Raw genomic sequence first — 14,848 nt, forward strand, 5'->3', positions numbered from 1 at the left:
ATGGAGTGTAGATGATTTTCGGCCTCGGATTACCGGAGATCTTGATCATCCTCGTCATCCTGCTCCTCCTTTTCGGTGCCAAGAGGCTTCCAGAGATCGGAGAGGGACTCGGGAAGACGGTCAAAGAGCTGAGAAAGATCAAGGGGGAGAAGAAGGCAGAAAAGGGAAAGGAGACGGAGGATCCGAAAGGCGACCTCGTCACCGATCTGAAGAAGGAGATCGAGGAGATTCCGGGGGTCAAGGAAGCGAAGGAGATCAAAGACACGGCAGAGAAGGTCAAAAGGGTGACGAAGCTTCTGAGATGAACCGGCCCGCCGATGGCCGATTCCCTCCCTCAAGGGATTTTATAGCCCTTTTTCGCAAGCCGGTAGGCCAGATCGAGGACCATCTCTTCTGCATCCTCCCCATCGACGATGCCCCTGACCACGAGGCCCGCCACCCAGTTGGCGCTTGCCCTGCGCCAGAGGTCGTGGCGTGCCGGAATGGAAGGAAACGCCCGGGTGTCGTCATTGAAGCCCACCGTGTTCTGGAGCCCAGCAGTCTCCATCACCCGATCGAAATAGCGCCTCATCCCGTTGAGGCTGTCGTGAAACCACCAGGGCGGACCCAGTTTTAACGCGGGGTAATGGCCTGCCAGAGGGGCCAGTTCCCTCGAATAGGTCGATTCGTCCAAGGTAAAGAGGATCAAGTTCAGCCTTGAATCGTTCCCATATTTATTCAGCAGGGGACGGAGGTTTTTCGTAAACTCGGACTGGGCCGGGATGTCCGCTCCCATGTTGGGCCCGAAACGGCGAAAGAGGAGGTCGTTGTGGTCGCGAACGGAGCCGATGTGGAGCTGCATCACCAGGCCATCCTCGATGCTCATCCGGGCAAACTCCATGATCATGTGACCTTGAAATCGCCTCGCATCCTCCGCGTCCACCTGTCCTCGGAGGGCCCGTTGGAAGATCGCCTCCGCGGCGGAAAGGGTCAACTCCTCAGTCCAGGCGGTCTCCGAGGCATGATCGGTCGAAAGGGCTCCCATGGATTTAAAGAAGGCCCTGCGCTCTTCAAGGGCCCGAATAAAGGTTTGGTAAGAGTGGATCGAGAGATGGGTCACCTGGCTCAGGGCGTTCAGGTGACCGGCCCAACCCTCGGCCAAGAGGTTGATGAGGCTGTCGGGTCGAAAGGTCGGTCGGACCCTCCCGCCCCATCCGGATTCGCGGAGGGTTTGATGAGGGGTCAGCGGATCGGTGGCCGCATCGGTGGTACAGAGGACCTCGATGTTAAATCGTTTAAATAACGCCCGGGGACGAAATTCCGGGAGATTCAGCTTGGCCTCGAGCTGATCATAGATGGATTGGGCATTTTTCCCCGTCAATTTCTCCTCGATGCCGAAGACATCCCTCAGCTCATGGGCCAGCCAGAGGCCTGTGGGCGTCCCGCGGAAGAGGAAGAAGTGGTCGGCGAAGAGCTGCCAGATCTTTCGATGGTCCGTTTCAGTGGGGGCTCCGTCCCTTCTCGGGATACCCAGGGCCTCGAGGGGGATTCCCTGGGAGTAGAGCATCCGGAAGACGTAGTGGTCCGGGAGGATCAAAAGATCGACAGGGGTGCCAAAAGAGGCCTTTTCGTCGCCGAGGAGCTTCGGATCGACATGGCCATGGGGGCTGAGGATGGGCAGATGGGCTATCCGCCGGTATAACTCCATGGCGATTTGGCGTTGGGCCGGGTCCGGGTCGAAGCATCGATCTTCAGGAAGGTTCCATTTCCCACCGTTTTCCATCATCCGCCTCACATCCCCTTCAGGGAGGCCCTCGTCCTCCCGCTCACCTCAGGATTGACGACCGACCCAGGCCATCGTCCTTGAAGGACGGAGGCCACGTTCTCGGCCGTCCTCCGTTTCAACTCACGAATGGAGTCCTCCGAATAGAACCCCACGTGAGGAGAGAGGACGACGTTCTCCATCCGGAGCAGAGGGGAGTCCGGATCCGGGGGCTCCTTTTCGAGGACATCGAGGCCTGCTCCGGAAAGCAAACCCTCGTTGAGGGCCCGGATCAGAGCCTTTTCATCGACGATCGGCCCCCTGGAGGTATTGATCAGCAAGGGCCTCCTCTCCATCTTCTTGAACTCCTCTTCTCCGATCAGGTGCCGGGTCGATTCGTTCAAGGGACAGTGGATCGAGAGGATGTCCGATTCCCTGAGGACTTCATCGAAGGTTTTGAGCCGGACGCCTTCCGGAGCCGCTTTCAGATAAGGGTCGTAGGCGATGGTAGCGACCCCGAAGGCCGACATCATCCTCGCCGTCTGCAGGCCGATCTTCCCCGAGCCGATGAGACCCAGGGTCTTTCCCCTCAGACGAGGGATGGGGATCCCCTGACGGAAATCCCACTGATTCGATTTGACCCTTCGGTCGAAGAAGGCCGTCTTTCGCAGGAGCGTGAGGATCAGGGCGACGGTGTGGGTGGCCACCTCCTCGATGCAGTAGTCGGGGACATTGGCCACCACGATCCCGAGGTCGGTGGCGGCCCGAAGGTCGATCGAGTCGACCCCGACGCCGTAGCGGGCGATGACCTTGCAATTCGGAAGTTGTTCCAGGACCCTTCGGGTGAGCAGGGCATATTGATTGATCAGGCCGTCCGCATCATGGCAGACCCGGATCAGGTCTTCTTCCTCCCGGACCTGGGCCAGGGTGAGTTGGGCGCCGGTCGGAGCGAAGACCTCCCTTTCCTCCTCGATGGAGCCGTGGTCGCAATCGGTAATGACGATCTTGTAAGGGGCCATAATCCTGTTCACCTCATTTCTATGGGATCAGGATGACCTTGGCGGCCTGGAGGCTCTCCAGGAGACGGAAGGCCTCTTCCCATTGATCGAGAGGGAGCCTGTGGGTGATGATCTTTTCGATGGGCAAGATCCCTTTCGAGATGAGGCCGATTGTCGTCTCCCAGGCGGTCCAGCTGCTGGAAAAGCAGAAGTCATACCGGAGGGCCTTGAAGATCCCCCGATCGTAGGGGATGGGGACCTCCTCCCTTCCGGAAATCCCGATGGCACATACCCGGCCCAGCCTCCTCACCATCTCGAAGGCCTGAGAGATGGCCCTTCCATTTCCTGAGGTCTCGATGAGCAGGTCGACTCCCAGGCCATCGGTCATCTCCAAGACCTTTTGAACCGGGTCCTCCCTGTCCACGACGATCGTGGCCTCTATCCCAAGCTCCTTGGCCTTTTGGAAACGGACGCCCTCATCGGCGCTCGTGCCCGTGATGGCCATCACCCGAGCTCCTGCGGATCTGGCCACGGCGAGAGAGATCAGGCCGATGGGGCCTGGCCCGGTGATGACGACCGTCTCTCCGGCCCGGAGCTGTGAACGTTCGAGGATGGAGGTGACGCAGATGGCGGTGGGCTCGATGACCGCGCCCGCTTCAAAGGAGACATTATCAGGAAGGCGATGGAGAAGCCGGGCCGGGCCGGCCACATATTTGGCATAGGCGCCATCCATTCCAATCCCATAAGGCCTCTTCTGTTCGCAGACCTGCGGAAACCCGCTCTGACAGATATAGCACATGCCGCAAGAACCGGTCCTCGTCTCGCTGACCACCCGGTCTCCCACCTTCCATCCCCTCACTTCCTTTCCGACCTCCGCGATGACCCCTGAAAATTCGTGGCCCAAGATGACGGGTGGCCAGTAGGGATGGGCATCGTGGTAGATGTGGAGGTCGCTTCCGCAGACCGAGACCGCCTTGACCTCGATCAGGACCTCGTCTTCCTTGATTTTAGGCTCTGGGACGTCCCGGAGCTCGATCATCCCTTTTCCTTTTCCATATTTCACGACGGCTTTCACAGAGGGACTCCTTTCGATGGATTATGGGCTTTCCTGGCTGACCGGCAGGACTTCGCCTCCCCGTTGAAGGACGGCCACTTTGGCCTTTCGACCCAAAAGGGAGAAGGCCATTTCGAGGGCCTCCTGCGGGGTCTCGGCGTGGAGAAAGCCGAGCCGCTCTTTCTCCGCCTTTGAGATTCCCTTCGCAACGAAGATGGCCCTTGCCCTCTCCTTGATGACCCGGCCCACGTGGACGAGGTGGGCGGCTGCGGTCAATTTCCGGATTTTGCCCTGATGATATAACCGTTCTGCCTCTTCATACGTCTGATATCCAAACTCCAAAACTTCGGGGTGACTGGGAGAGACCCCTTCCGGGCAGGGCGAGACGAGGACGACCACCCCTCCCTGTTTGACGGCCAGCTCCGAGGCATAGATGCCCTTTGCAGCGAGCCAGAGTTCGGAATCGTAAGGATGGGAATCGACTACGACGATATCCGCATCCGCGGGAAGCTCCGCCTTGTAAACCTCCAGGGAACGTTTTCCGCCCTGTCGATAGGCGAGGACCGGATCTCCTGCGACCGCATCGACCGTTCTGCCCGTGCCGTCCTGGATGGTGTTGACGATCCACCTCAAGCCGGCCTTAAGGGCGACCTCCTCGATCTCCTCCTTGACAGGGTTTTCGACCTTTCCGAGGATCTCCCGTCCCCTGAAGCGGGCGCTCAACCAGTGGGTCTTCCCAGTGGTCTCTTCACCGCAGATCCCAGGCTGGATGATGTTTCCACCTCCGCTGAACCCCGAAACCCGGTGGGGCACGATCTGGCCCACGCCGATGATGAAGTCGACTTCCTGGACGATCCGGTTGACCACGACCGGGGTCCCCCTTCTCGTCTCTCCGAGATGGACGAGCTGGGAGGGATTCCACCATTCGTGGTTGAGGAGGGTGAATCGTTGGCAGAACTCCTTCCCGAATTTCTGGACCATCTCCTGCGGGCTCATGGGGCGGTGCGTGCCCAAAGCGATGAGGATCCGGATATTGGCCTGTGGGATTCCTGCCTCCTCGAGTCTCCTGATCAGGGCGGGAAGGATCTTCTGAACGGGCGTGCTTCGTGTATAATCATCCACCGCCAAAAGGATCCTCTCCCTGCCCGTCAGGATACGGGCGAGGGGATCGGATCCAACCGGATGTGAGAGGGCCTCTTCGATGATCGCCTCCTCGGCCTTTTCGACATCGAGGATCGAGGGTGAGAAGACTCCCATGAGGTTCTCCTCCGGGATCTCCATCGGGCCGAAGTCTCGATAGGGGAAGAGATGCCTCATCATCCGCCCCTGGCATCCCGAACGGCCTTGAGGAAGGCTCGGGCATTTTCCGTGATGACCTCGAACTTTCCTGCCTGAACGGCCTTCTTGTCCACCAGCTCTCCTCCGACGCCGATGGCCGAGGCACCCGCCTTGATGAAGGCGCCCGCATTTTGAAGATTGACGCCTCCTGTGGGGACGAGGAGGATCTGGGGAAGGGGACCTTTGATGGCTTTCAGATATTCTGGGCCTCCCAACTGGGCCGCAGGGAAGACCTTCACCATGTCGGCGCCCGCGTTCCACGCAGTCAAGATCTCGGTCGGGGTCATGGCCCCAGGGACGACGACCGCGCTGTAACGGTGGGCCAGCTGGATCACCTCGAGATTGAGGGTCGGGGTGACGATGAACTGGGCTCCTGCGAGCAGGGCGGCACGTGCGGTTTCAGGATCGAGGATGGTGCCCGCGCCCAGGATAATTTCGTCCTTGTATTTCTGGGACAATTCCTTGATGACGTCGATCGCACCCTGGACGCTCATCGTGATCTCGATGAGGCTGATGCCCCCCTCCTTGATGGCATCGGAGACCTCGATGGCCTCCTTGGCCGAGGCGACACGAACGACAGGGATCACCCCTTCTTCCAACATTCGATTAAAAATCTCCCGTTTCTCCATCGTAACCTCCCTTCCGAATACGCTCGATCCCCCCTCCCTCATGATGGATCTATACGGATCCTCCAAGGCCAGAGGGTCTAATTGGGTGGGGTCTGGTCCCTTGGAGATGGACGGTGACCGTCGGTTGCTTGGGGTGGGGGATTTTTTCTTTAACTACCTCGAAATCCTCAAGCCTGCGCCCTTGAGCTGGGCCTCGACCTCTTCAAGGGTGCACCAGTTAAGGTCACCCGGGACCGTGTGTTTCAAGGCCGAAAAGGCATTTCCATACTGGAGACCTTTTTCAACGTCCTTCAGTTTGACCCACCCGTAGAGGAAGCCGGCCGTGAAGGAGTCGCCCGCACCCACCCGGTCCACGATCTCCACCTCATACTTTCGGTCCCTGAAGATCTTCCCGTCGTAATAGGCGATGGCGGTCCAGTTGTTTCTCCAGACCGAAAGATCCTCCCGGAGGGTGATGGCCACGACCTTGAAGTTGAAGGTCCGGGCAAGCTTCTCTGCCACCGTCTCGTAATCCTTCTCTTTGATTCCGAAGACGACGTTGGTGTCCTCCTCGGTCGTAATGAGAATGTCCACCTGCTCCATCATCGGTTCCTGAATCTTTTTGGCATCGGCCGGCGTCCAGAGTTTCTTCCGGTAATTGAGGTCGTAAGAGACCGTGCACCCCGCCTTCTTGGCCGATCGTAGCGCCTCGGCTGTCACCTCAGCCGCCGAGGGGCTCAGGGCCGGCGTGATCCCGCTCGTGTGGAAATGTTTCGCTCCATCAAAGACCTTTGCCCAGTCGATCTCTCCCGGCTGGATCATGCTGATCGCGGAGTGGGCCCGGTCATAGAGGACGCTCGAGGCGCGGGGAGAGGCGCCGAACTCGACGAAGTAGAGGCCTGCCCTTCCCTTGTCCGACCAGACCACATGGGAGCAATCCACGCCGAATTGCTGGGCCCGGTTCCGGATGAGATAGCCCAATCCATTCCTGGGGAGCTTGGAGACCCAGGCGCTCTTCAGGCCCAATCGAGTCACGCCCACGGCCACGTTGAGTTCCGCTCCTCCAGGGTGGACATCAAAAATCTGGGCCTGTTCCAACCTCTGAAAATTGGGAGGCGAAAGCCTCACCATGGCTTCACCAAAAGTCACGATGTCGTACATCTGCGATTCCCCCTTCCGTCTTTGAGTTTTATGGCAAATAATTTTATGGCCTCTCCCTCAGGTTCCTTTTTTGACCTTCCGCAACACCTCCTTGTAATATTCTTGGTAAACCGGGCATCCGACTTCGACCTGAGATCTCAGCAGGATACTGCATCCGCCGCAGGCCGTACAGTAGTTGATCTGGTCAAGATGGCCCGAAAGGATTTTCCTGGCAAAATGGGGGTCGGCGAGGGTCTGCCTGCCGATGCCCACCAGATCGACCGCCCCCTTTTTCAGGTTTCTCTCAGCCCAGTAGAGGAAGCTCTTTTTTGAGGGATCGGGTTCTTTGAGGTCGTTCTTTCCATCCCTCAAGTAGCTGTACCCGGATCCGATCACCGGGATCGTCACCGCCTTTTTGACAGCCCCTGCCCAGCCAAAATGTCTGTAAACCCCCTCTGGATAATTCTTCGTTGGTCTGACGATTTCGGGCGTGAGGGCCGGTATCCCTGCCGAGACATTGAGGAAGTCCATCCCGCAGTCTTCGGCCATCTTTGAAAATCGGAGGGGTTCGGAGAAGTCTTCGACCACCTCCTCGGGACCAGCGGTTCCAAAACCTCCAGGGATCCCTTCATAAAAAGAGAATCTCATCCCGAGGAGAAACCCATCCCGGCCGACCTTCGCCTTGATCTTTTCCATGGTCTCTCTGAAGAACCTCGTCCGGTTTTCGAAGCTACCGCCGTAGGGCCCAGGCCTCGTGTTGGCAGGCCGGATCATCTCCCCGCAGAGGTACCCATGGCAGTGTTTGAAGTCGACCCCGTCCGCTCCCACCTGTTTGGAGAGGAGGGTGGCCTTGACAAAGGCTTCCCCGATCTCCTCAATTTCCCGATCCGTCAAGAGATGGACCGAGGGATCTCCGGTGGGATAGAGGGAGACGACCTTTGAGAAGGCCGCTCCGCTCACGCGACCCGAATGGTTGAGCTGGAAGACGATGAGCGTTTCAGGATGGATGGCCCTCATCTCGAGGACAAGTTTTTCCAACCCTTTGGCCGTCTCCTCGGAGATTTTCAACTGATTCTTTCGGGCCCGACTCTCATAGGTAAAGGTAAGGGATTCCACCATGAGGATCCCAGGGCCTCCCTCTGCGAGGGTTCGATAACGTTGAAACGTCCGCTCGGTGGGATTTCCTTCGTCGTCCCCATCGTTACATTCCATGGGTTGATAGACGATCCGGTTGGGGGCCATTCGGTTACCCACCCTCAAGGGTTTAGAAAGCATCTCTGACATCCTTATTCCTCCGGCGGAAACCTGAGGTCCACGGGTTTCGCCCTTCTCCATCCCATTTTCCCTGACTGTTTCTGAAGGATGATATATCGCCGCCCTTCCGGATCCCGGGAGGGCAGGGGGTTTAGGTCCTCAAAGCAACGGAAGAAGAGATGGGGGCCCCTGGATTCCCTTCGGAGGAGACAGGCCCTAAGGATGATCTCTGCCACATCGAGAAGGTTTCTTGTTTCAAGGGCGAAGACCCATCCTCTCTCGTCCCTTTTGATCCCCATCTGTCTCAGCGATCGGAGGCTTCGCAGCCCCTCCCTCAATCCCGCCTCGGTTCTCACAACGCTGGCATAACGAGAGGCGATCGATTGGATCTCCTTCCGGACCTCCGAGGCCTTTTCCCCCCGGTCAAGGCCTCTCCATTCCCTGAGGAGGCGGTCGATCTGGGCAGGGTGGATAGGAGGGCGGGTTTGCCTCAAGGCCTCCAGGGAAGCCTCCCGTCCTGCGATCTTTCCGAAGACCTGGCCGTCGAGGAGGGCATTCCCTCCCGGCCGATTGGCCCCGTGCTGGCCGCCCGCACATTCTCCCGCGGCGAAAAGCCCCTTTAGCGAGGTCTGCGCCTTTTCTCGGATTTTGACCCCTCCTTGGAAATGTTGAACACAGGGGCCGATTTCGAGGAGCTCTCCGGAGCCGAGATCGACGCCATGCTCCCTGAGCCAGTCGATCGATTCGGGATTGATTTCGAGGAGGCGATCGAAAGGCGATCGGTCCCTTGCCAGATCCGACAGGGGCCTCTTCACCTCCCTCCGGTACCTCTCCTGCCACTTCGGGTCGAGGTTTCCAAAGGAGAACCCTTCGGGATTCGTTCGGTAGTCGAGGAAGATGCAGTGTCCTTTCTCCCTCTCTTTGAACATGGCCACATCGATGATGTGGGTGGGCTTCTCAAGAGAGAGGGGCCAACTGGAGCCCTTTTCAAAGATGAGGTTATGAAGGGAAGGCCGATCCATTGAACCGGGAAGGTACTTCCACAGAAACTCCTCTCCCCTCTCGTTGACGAACCTGGGAACGGCACGCATCAGACTTCCAGAGCAGTTGAGCCGGGTCTTGAGGGAGGCCGGGCCGATCTGGATGAACTCCATGTTGACCAACTCGGCCCCTGCACGATAGGCCAGGCCGTAGCCATCTCCGGTCATCCCATCGGGATAAACGTGGATTTGGAAGACTTCGCCCGCTCCTCCTGTGGCGAGGACGGTCGCCTTGCTCGAGATGATCCAGATCCGGTCCTCAAGCCTCTCTCCCTTTATCTCCTCGTCTATCCCCACGGCCCCGATCACCCTTCCCCGGTATTGGAGGAGTTCCGCGATCATACATCGCTCGATGATCCGGATGTCGGTTGTCGAGATTTTTCTCACCAGGGCCTCTTCGATGTGATTGGCCGTCCTCGGGCCGGTGTAGCAGGCGCGGGCATAGTCCGAACCGTCGGTGACGAACTGATCGACCCGACCATCCTCCCGCCTGACGAAGGGAACCCCCAGACGATCCAGATATTCGAAGGCCGACCGGGACTCACGGGCCAAGATCAGGGCAAGATCCCCGTCCGAGACATATCCTCCCATCCGATAGATGTCTTCGGCATGGTATCGCCAGTTTTCCGGGCCAACGGGTTCGGTATAAGGAAGGGTGGCATGAAAGGCCATGCGGTCCGAGCAGGCGGTCGCCGTGACCCCCGACTTCCCTAACCTTCCCTTGGTGGCCAGCACGATCCTTCCTCGCTTCAAGGTCTCCTTGGCTTCAAGGGCCGCCCTGAGGCCTGCGCCTCCTGCACCGATGATGAGGACATCGCATTGGATCTTTTTCAATCCTGGCTCCTTGGTTGAGAACGTCTCACCCCTAAGGTGACAAGACCACCTTGACCGCCTGCCTCTCCTTCATGGCGTAGAGGGCTTCGTTGGCCCGGGCCAGGGGATAGACGTGGGTGATGAGATTTTTAAACTCCTCCTTTCGGTTCAGGATGAGCTGGATGGCCATGTGGGTGTGTCGGACATCGCTCGTCCAGATCCCCTGCAACCGGAGGTTCTTCCGGTTGAGATCGTGAAAGCAATCGAGCTCGATGGTCCCGTGGGGTTCGCCGAAGCCCGCGGAGACACAGGTCCCTCCGTTCCGGACCAGAGTGATGCACTCCCTGACCGCCCCGGGCTCGCCCGCCATCTCGAAGGCGACATCCACCCCCCGGCCATGGGTGAGCTCCAGGATGGCCTCCTTTCGTTCGGCCGGGTTGATTTGAAAACGGTTGAGGGTGTGGGTTGCCCCGAACCGTCGGGCCATTTTTAATCGTTCTTCTGTGCCTCCGATGACGACGATCGGAGAGGCCCCGGAGGATTTCGAAAAGGCGACCATGAAGATCCCCAGGGGGCCCGCCCCTTGGACGAGGACCGAATCGCCGGATTCCAAACCTGAGAGATCAAGGGCATGGGCGGCCGTGGCCCCAGAGCATGAGGCGGGGACCAGGGTGGCAGGTTCGATCTCCATTTCGATCTTAAAAAAGTCCGTCTCCTTGACGAGGAGGAGGTACTCGGCATAATTTCCGGTCAAAAAGGGAGGCTCCGAGCAGGTGGTGTGGATGCCGTAGACCCACCGATGGGGGCAGAGGGAAGGCATCCGTTTCACCCGGCAGAAATAGCAGTGGCCGCAGGTGACCCCTCGGTTCCAGAGGACCTTGTCTCCCTTCTTCAGGGGGATCCCATGGACGTCTCTCTTCTCTCCCTTGAGGTCGACAATCTCCCCCGCCCCTTCGTGGCCGAGGATGATCGGAAGTCGGGTCCGGGGGTCTCTCCCTTCCCACATATGGACATCGGAACCGCACACACCCGCCGCCTCGACCTTGACCAAGACCTCCCCCTCCTTCAAGGCGGGGATGGGAAAGCTTCGGAGCTCCAAGGGGTGGTTGAATTGGGTTAATACCGCAGCCCGGGATTCCATCTATTTCAATCTCCCCGACAGTTCTTCGGACCAGTGATCCATGATCCCCGCAGGAGCATAGATGAAGACCAGATGGATCTCTTCCTTTCCGGTGTTCTGGAGGAGGTGTTCGGTATGGGGCTCGATGTAGAGGGCATTGAAGGCTCTCACCTCTTCCTCCCGATCTCCCATCTTCAGCCGGCCGGTGCCTTTCAAGATGAGGTAACACTCTTCGTTCGCATGGGTGTGAAGCGGAATCCTTCCTTCCGGTTCGATGACCACGTAACCCAGCGTAAAATTCTTCGTGGGCAATCGATCTTCCCCCGTCAGGACCTTCGTCGTTCTGCCAGCAGGGAATCGGACCCCCTCGATCTCGTTCATTCGGAGGAGCTTCAATCAACCCTCCTCTTTCCCTACCAAATCGACTCGCCTCCCGGTTTCGGCGGAGAGGTAGGCGGCATAGATCACCTCGACGGTCTCGTAGGCCAAGTCCAGGCCTGAAATCGGCTCGCGATCTTCCAGAATGGCGTAGACGAAATCTTCCATCTCCTGGGGATAGCCCCTCATCCAGTCCTCATCGGGCGAGGGAAACTGCCATCCGGCCTTCGTCTCCACCTTCTCGGTGATGTATTCGGAACCGAAGATATTTCCATCCGGGGCATAGACGACCAGGCTGTTATTCGGATTGATGTTGATCTGGGCCACGGCATTGGAGAGGTAGACCGCCATCAGATTCTTCACCCCCCCGAGGCTCACATCGGTCGAAAGGATGGTCGCCTTGGAGCCGTCCTCGAAGGTGAGGATCGCGCTGGCCCAATCCTCTACATCGATCCAGGAATCGACCATCCATTTTTTGGGCTCCTTCTTGAAGGCCTCCATTCGGGTCAGGTAACCGACATCGCCCAGGACGGACTTGACCCGGATGGGCTTTCCCCCTTTCAGGAGGCCTTCGTAATGTTTGAGGTGGAGGACCGCCCCGATGGGATGGGAACCTAACCGCATGAGGGATCCGCCGCCGGAGGTGATCCATTGGCGGGAATAGACCGCATGCGAACCGGAATGGCTCTCCTCTGCCCGGATATCGAGAACCGTCCCTCCGCAGGCCTTCATCAGGCTTTTGAGCTTCGCCACCGGAGGGGCGTAGACGAAGTTCTCGGCATAACCGAATTTGACCTTATTTCGCCTGACCGCCTCGACCACCGCGGAGGCATTCTTCAGGGCTTCTTCCATCATCGTCTTTTTGGGAATCGATCCCTCTCCAAAGTATCCGGTCAAGGGCTTTTCGCAGAGGATATGCTTGCCCGCCTGGGCAGCCTCGATGGCGATGGTGTGATGGAGATTGGTCGTCACGCAGAGATCGACGGCCTGGATCTCCTTCCGTTCGAGCATCCGACGGTAGTCCGTGAAGACCTGCGGAATATGGAAGCGTTTTGCAAAGGCCTCGGCGTTTTCGAGGCTTTTGGAGCAGACCGCCAGGATGTCCACCTTCAGCCCTCTCAGCTTTTCAAGGGCCCGCACGTGAAGATCGGCCGCAAATTTAGAGCCCACGATTCCGATTCCAACCCTTTCCATGAAAAACCTCCTTCGGTCGTTTCTCCTCTCTATTTCTCCCTTTCCGCCCCCTTCTTGCGAGGGAAGTCCTTTCCAATTTTAAGCCAGAGGAGGCGACCTCCCTCCTTGAGGGCGCGTCTCAAGGGATGGATGCTGAGCAAGATGGACGAGAGCGTGATCACCCAGAGGACCAGACAGATCGGTCGGGTGAAAAAGGGAATGAGATCGCCATCGGTCAGGACGAGGCCCCGGCGGAGGTTTTTGTCGAGGAGGTCGCCCAAGATGATTCCCAAGACCAGCGGTGCCATCGGATATCTCATGCGACGGAGGATATATCCCAGGATCCCGAAACCGACCATCACCCATATGTCGAAGATGCGGTTCGTGATGGCATAGGACCCGACCGCACATAGCACAAAGACGATGGGCATGAGACGGGTCCTCGGAATGGCCAGCACCTTGAGGAGGATTTTTGTAAGTCCCACGCCATAGATGAGGATGGCCAGGGTGGCGAAGAAGACCATGGCCACCACCTGGTAGACGAACTGGGGGGACTCCACCATGATCAACGGGCCAGGCCGGAGGCCATGGATGAACATGGCGGCCAGGAGGACCGCGGCCGGGGCTGATCCAGGGATGGCCAAGGTGAGTGCTGGGATGATGGCCCCGGGCACGACGGCATTGTTACCGGTCTCGGCCGCCATCAGCCCTTCCAAAGACCCTTTTCCGAACTTCTCTCGTTCCTTGCTCTTCCGCCGGGCAGCGGCATAGGAGACCCATGCCCCGATATCCTCCCCGACCCCGGGGATGATCCCGATGAAGGTCCCGATCAGGCCGCTCCGGATGATCGTGCGCCAGTATCGGAGGACATCGCCGAGCTTTGGCAGGATGCTGTCTTTGGGAGCGGCGGCCACTTTGGCCGGGGGGTTATACATCACGTTCAAGACCTCGGAAAAACCAAAGGCGCCCACCATGGCCGGGATGAGGGCAAAGCCACCCAAGAGCTCGGTCGTGCCATAGGTGAAACGCTCATAGGCATGAATGCCCTCCTGTCCGACCATGGCCACGAGAAGCCCTAAAAAGCCGGCGATCCAACCTTTGATCGGGTCCTCGAGGGCAGTCAGGTGGCCGGAGATCACGATCCCGAAGATGGCCAGCCAGAAGAATTCGAAGGATTGAAATTTCAAAGCGTAATTCCCCAGCCAGGGGGCGATGGTGGCCAGGAAAAACATCCCGATGAGGCTTCCGAGAACCGAACCGGTCGTGGCCACCCCCATCGCCCGACCCGCCAATCCCTGCATCGCCAGGGGAAAGCCATCCAGTGTCGTGGCCGCATTGGCCGGGGTTCCGGGGATGTTGATGAGGATGGCGGTCCGACTCCCCCCATAGATGGCTCCCACATAGACGCAGATGAGGACCAGGATGGCGAGGTTTGCCGGAAGCTTGTAAGTCAGGGTCGTGATAAGGGCGATGCCCATGGTGGCCGTCAGCCCTGGAAGGGCGCCGATGAGGATTCCGAGGAGGGTGGCCCAGGCGATGTGCAGGAGTGCCGCAGGGGTTATAAATCCAGCGATCGCATTCAGGAAATTGACCAAGTTATCGATCATCGGCGTCGAACCCTTTTGCCAACCTCACGGCAGAGATACCAGAAAGAGGCGCTCGAAGATCAAGGTGATGGCGATGGATGAAAGGGTGGCGATGGCCAGGGCCGAAAAGAGGGTCCTCCCCTTTCTCCCGGCGTTGCCAACAGGCTCCCATTCGAAGAGGAGGATGAAGGTGAAGATGAAGAGTCCTGTGGCCAGAGGGTAAGGGAGCCTCCCGATCAATAGGAGGGCATAGATCAGGCTCAGGAGGCCGGTCAGGAGAAGACGTTTGTTCTCGGGAGCCTTCAATGTCTGTGATAAGCCCCGCATCGAAATGCTCAGACGATGTCCCCCCCTCAAGGCGGACCGCAAGGTTAAAACGGCCCCAAAGACGAAGAGGACCGATGCGAGAAAGGAGGGCACCAATCCTGGAACGCTCAAGGGGTGAACCTTCAGGTGTTCCAGCCGAGGCATCCGGCCGGCCTCAATGATCACATAGAGGCTTAGGCCCATCAGCAACAAACCTGTCACGAAGTCGGCCTTTGGCATCTCGATCCTAACCCCCTGATTGTGAAAGAGAGGAAGGGGCGAGGATCCGGAGAAACCCA

At 58.6% G+C, this 14,848-nt stretch carries 14 protein-coding genes; 1 reads left to right on the forward strand and 13 read right to left on the reverse strand.

The window, feature by feature from the left end; genetic code table 11:
• The first annotated feature begins 11 nt into the window (after positions 1 to 11).
• Positions 12 to 305 carry a twin-arginine translocase TatA/TatE family subunit gene (locus N3G78_01700; GenBank protein ID MCX8116631.1) on the forward strand — a complete coding sequence of 98 codons (294 nt, stop codon included), beginning with the start codon at positions 12 to 14 and terminating at the stop codon, positions 303 to 305.
• Positions 306 to 334: 29 nt separating this feature from the next.
• Here N3G78_01700 and uxaC read toward each other — a convergent pair whose 3' ends face one another.
• The 13 genes from uxaC to N3G78_01765 all read right to left on the reverse strand — a co-directional run bounded on the left by uxaC (position 335) and on the right by N3G78_01765 (position 14,789).
• Positions 335 to 1,762, reverse strand: coding sequence for a glucuronate isomerase (uxaC, locus tag N3G78_01705; protein ID MCX8116632.1), 1,428 nt, complete (start codon positions 1,760 to 1,762; stop codon positions 335 to 337).
• 8 nt (positions 1,763 to 1,770) lie between these two features.
• The gene (locus N3G78_01710; protein MCX8116633.1) at positions 1,771 to 2,760 is read right to left on the reverse strand and encodes a C-terminal binding protein; all 990 of its coding nucleotides are present in this window, start codon (positions 2,758 to 2,760) and stop codon (positions 1,771 to 1,773) included.
• A 19-nt stretch (positions 2,761 to 2,779) separates the two neighbouring features.
• The gene (locus N3G78_01715; protein MCX8116634.1) at positions 2,780 to 3,814 is read right to left on the reverse strand and encodes a zinc-binding dehydrogenase; all 1,035 of its coding nucleotides are present in this window, start codon (positions 3,812 to 3,814) and stop codon (positions 2,780 to 2,782) included.
• 21 nt (positions 3,815 to 3,835) lie between these two features.
• The gene (larA, locus tag N3G78_01720) at positions 3,836 to 5,110 is read right to left on the reverse strand and encodes a nickel-dependent lactate racemase (protein ID MCX8116635.1); all 1,275 of its coding nucleotides are present in this window, start codon (positions 5,108 to 5,110) and stop codon (positions 3,836 to 3,838) included.
• Entirely contained in the window at positions 5,110 to 5,760 is a 651-nt protein-coding gene (locus N3G78_01725) for a bifunctional 2-keto-4-hydroxyglutarate aldolase/2-keto-3-deoxy-6-phosphogluconate aldolase (GenBank protein MCX8116636.1), read from the reverse strand. The genes larA and N3G78_01725 overlap by 1 nt, the downstream gene beginning before the upstream one ends.
• 153 nt (positions 5,761 to 5,913) lie before the next feature.
• A complete protein-coding gene (locus N3G78_01730; GenBank protein MCX8116637.1) occupies positions 5,914 to 6,900 on the reverse strand; it encodes a sugar kinase in 987 nt (328 codons plus the stop codon).
• A gap of 57 nt (positions 6,901 to 6,957) precedes the next feature.
• Positions 6,958 to 8,163 (reverse strand): NADH:flavin oxidoreductase, encoded by a 1,206-nt coding sequence (locus tag N3G78_01735; protein MCX8116638.1) that lies wholly within the window; start codon positions 8,161 to 8,163, stop codon positions 6,958 to 6,960.
• A gap of 2 nt (positions 8,164 to 8,165) precedes the next feature.
• Positions 8,166 to 10,007 carry an FAD-binding protein gene (locus N3G78_01740; protein ID MCX8116639.1) on the reverse strand — a complete coding sequence of 614 codons (1,842 nt, stop codon included), beginning with the start codon at positions 10,005 to 10,007 and terminating at the stop codon, positions 8,166 to 8,168.
• Between the two features lie 31 nt (positions 10,008 to 10,038).
• Positions 10,039 to 11,127: a zinc-binding dehydrogenase gene (locus tag N3G78_01745; GenBank protein ID MCX8116640.1), complete on the reverse strand. Its 1,089-nt coding sequence runs from the start codon at positions 11,125 to 11,127 to the stop codon at positions 10,039 to 10,041.
• Positions 11,128 to 11,502, reverse strand: a complete 375-nt coding sequence (locus N3G78_01750; GenBank protein MCX8116641.1) for a dimethylsulfonioproprionate lyase family protein — start codon at positions 11,500 to 11,502, stop codon at positions 11,128 to 11,130. It abuts the gene before it with no gap.
• Positions 11,503 to 12,678 (reverse strand): Gfo/Idh/MocA family oxidoreductase, encoded by a 1,176-nt coding sequence (locus N3G78_01755; protein ID MCX8116642.1) that lies wholly within the window; start codon positions 12,676 to 12,678, stop codon positions 11,503 to 11,505. It abuts the gene before it with no gap.
• A 29-nt stretch (positions 12,679 to 12,707) separates the two neighbouring features.
• On the reverse strand, positions 12,708 to 14,264 hold the full coding sequence (locus N3G78_01760) for a tripartite tricarboxylate transporter permease (GenBank protein MCX8116643.1): 1,557 nt from the start codon (positions 14,262 to 14,264) through the stop codon (positions 12,708 to 12,710).
• Between the two features lie 24 nt (positions 14,265 to 14,288).
• Positions 14,289 to 14,789 (reverse strand): tripartite tricarboxylate transporter TctB family protein, encoded by a 501-nt coding sequence (locus N3G78_01765; GenBank protein ID MCX8116644.1) that lies wholly within the window; start codon positions 14,787 to 14,789, stop codon positions 14,289 to 14,291.
• Between the last annotated feature and the right edge of the window lie 59 nt (positions 14,790 to 14,848).

The sequence above is a fragment of the Thermodesulfobacteriota bacterium genome (genome assembly GCA_026415035.1).
Taxonomy (GTDB): Bacteria; Desulfobacterota; BSN033; order BSN033; family UBA1163; genus RBG-16-49-23.

Bases quoted from the DNA above. Each gene is read 5' to 3' on its own strand.
- uxaC (MCX8116632.1), bottom strand. From the start codon at position 1,762: ATGGAAAACGGTGGGAAATGGAACCTTCCTGAAGATCGATGCTTCGAC.
- N3G78_01700 (MCX8116631.1), top strand. From the start codon at position 12: ATGATTTTCGGCCTCGGATTACCGGAGATCTTGATCATCCTCGTCATC.
- N3G78_01745 (MCX8116640.1), bottom strand. From the start codon at position 11,127: ATGGAATCCCGGGCTGCGGTATTAACCCAATTCAACCACCCCTTGGAG.
- N3G78_01730 (MCX8116637.1), bottom strand. From the start codon at position 6,900: ATGTACGACATCGTGACTTTTGGTGAAGCCATGGTGAGGCTTTCGCCT.
- N3G78_01725 (MCX8116636.1), bottom strand. From the start codon at position 5,760: ATGGAGAAACGGGAGATTTTTAATCGAATGTTGGAAGAAGGGGTGATC.
- N3G78_01760 (MCX8116643.1), bottom strand. From the start codon at position 14,264: ATGATCGATAACTTGGTCAATTTCCTGAATGCGATCGCTGGATTTATA.
- N3G78_01735 (MCX8116638.1), bottom strand. From the start codon at position 8,163: ATGTCAGAGATGCTTTCTAAACCCTTGAGGGTGGGTAACCGAATGGCC.
- N3G78_01765 (MCX8116644.1), bottom strand. From the start codon at position 14,789: ATGCCAAAGGCCGACTTCGTGACAGGTTTGTTGCTGATGGGCCTAAGC.
- larA (MCX8116635.1), bottom strand. From the start codon at position 5,110: ATGAGGCATCTCTTCCCCTATCGAGACTTCGGCCCGATGGAGATCCCG.
- N3G78_01710 (MCX8116633.1), bottom strand. From the start codon at position 2,760: ATGGCCCCTTACAAGATCGTCATTACCGATTGCGACCACGGCTCCATC.
- N3G78_01755 (MCX8116642.1), bottom strand. From the start codon at position 12,678: ATGGAAAGGGTTGGAATCGGAATCGTGGGCTCTAAATTTGCGGCCGAT.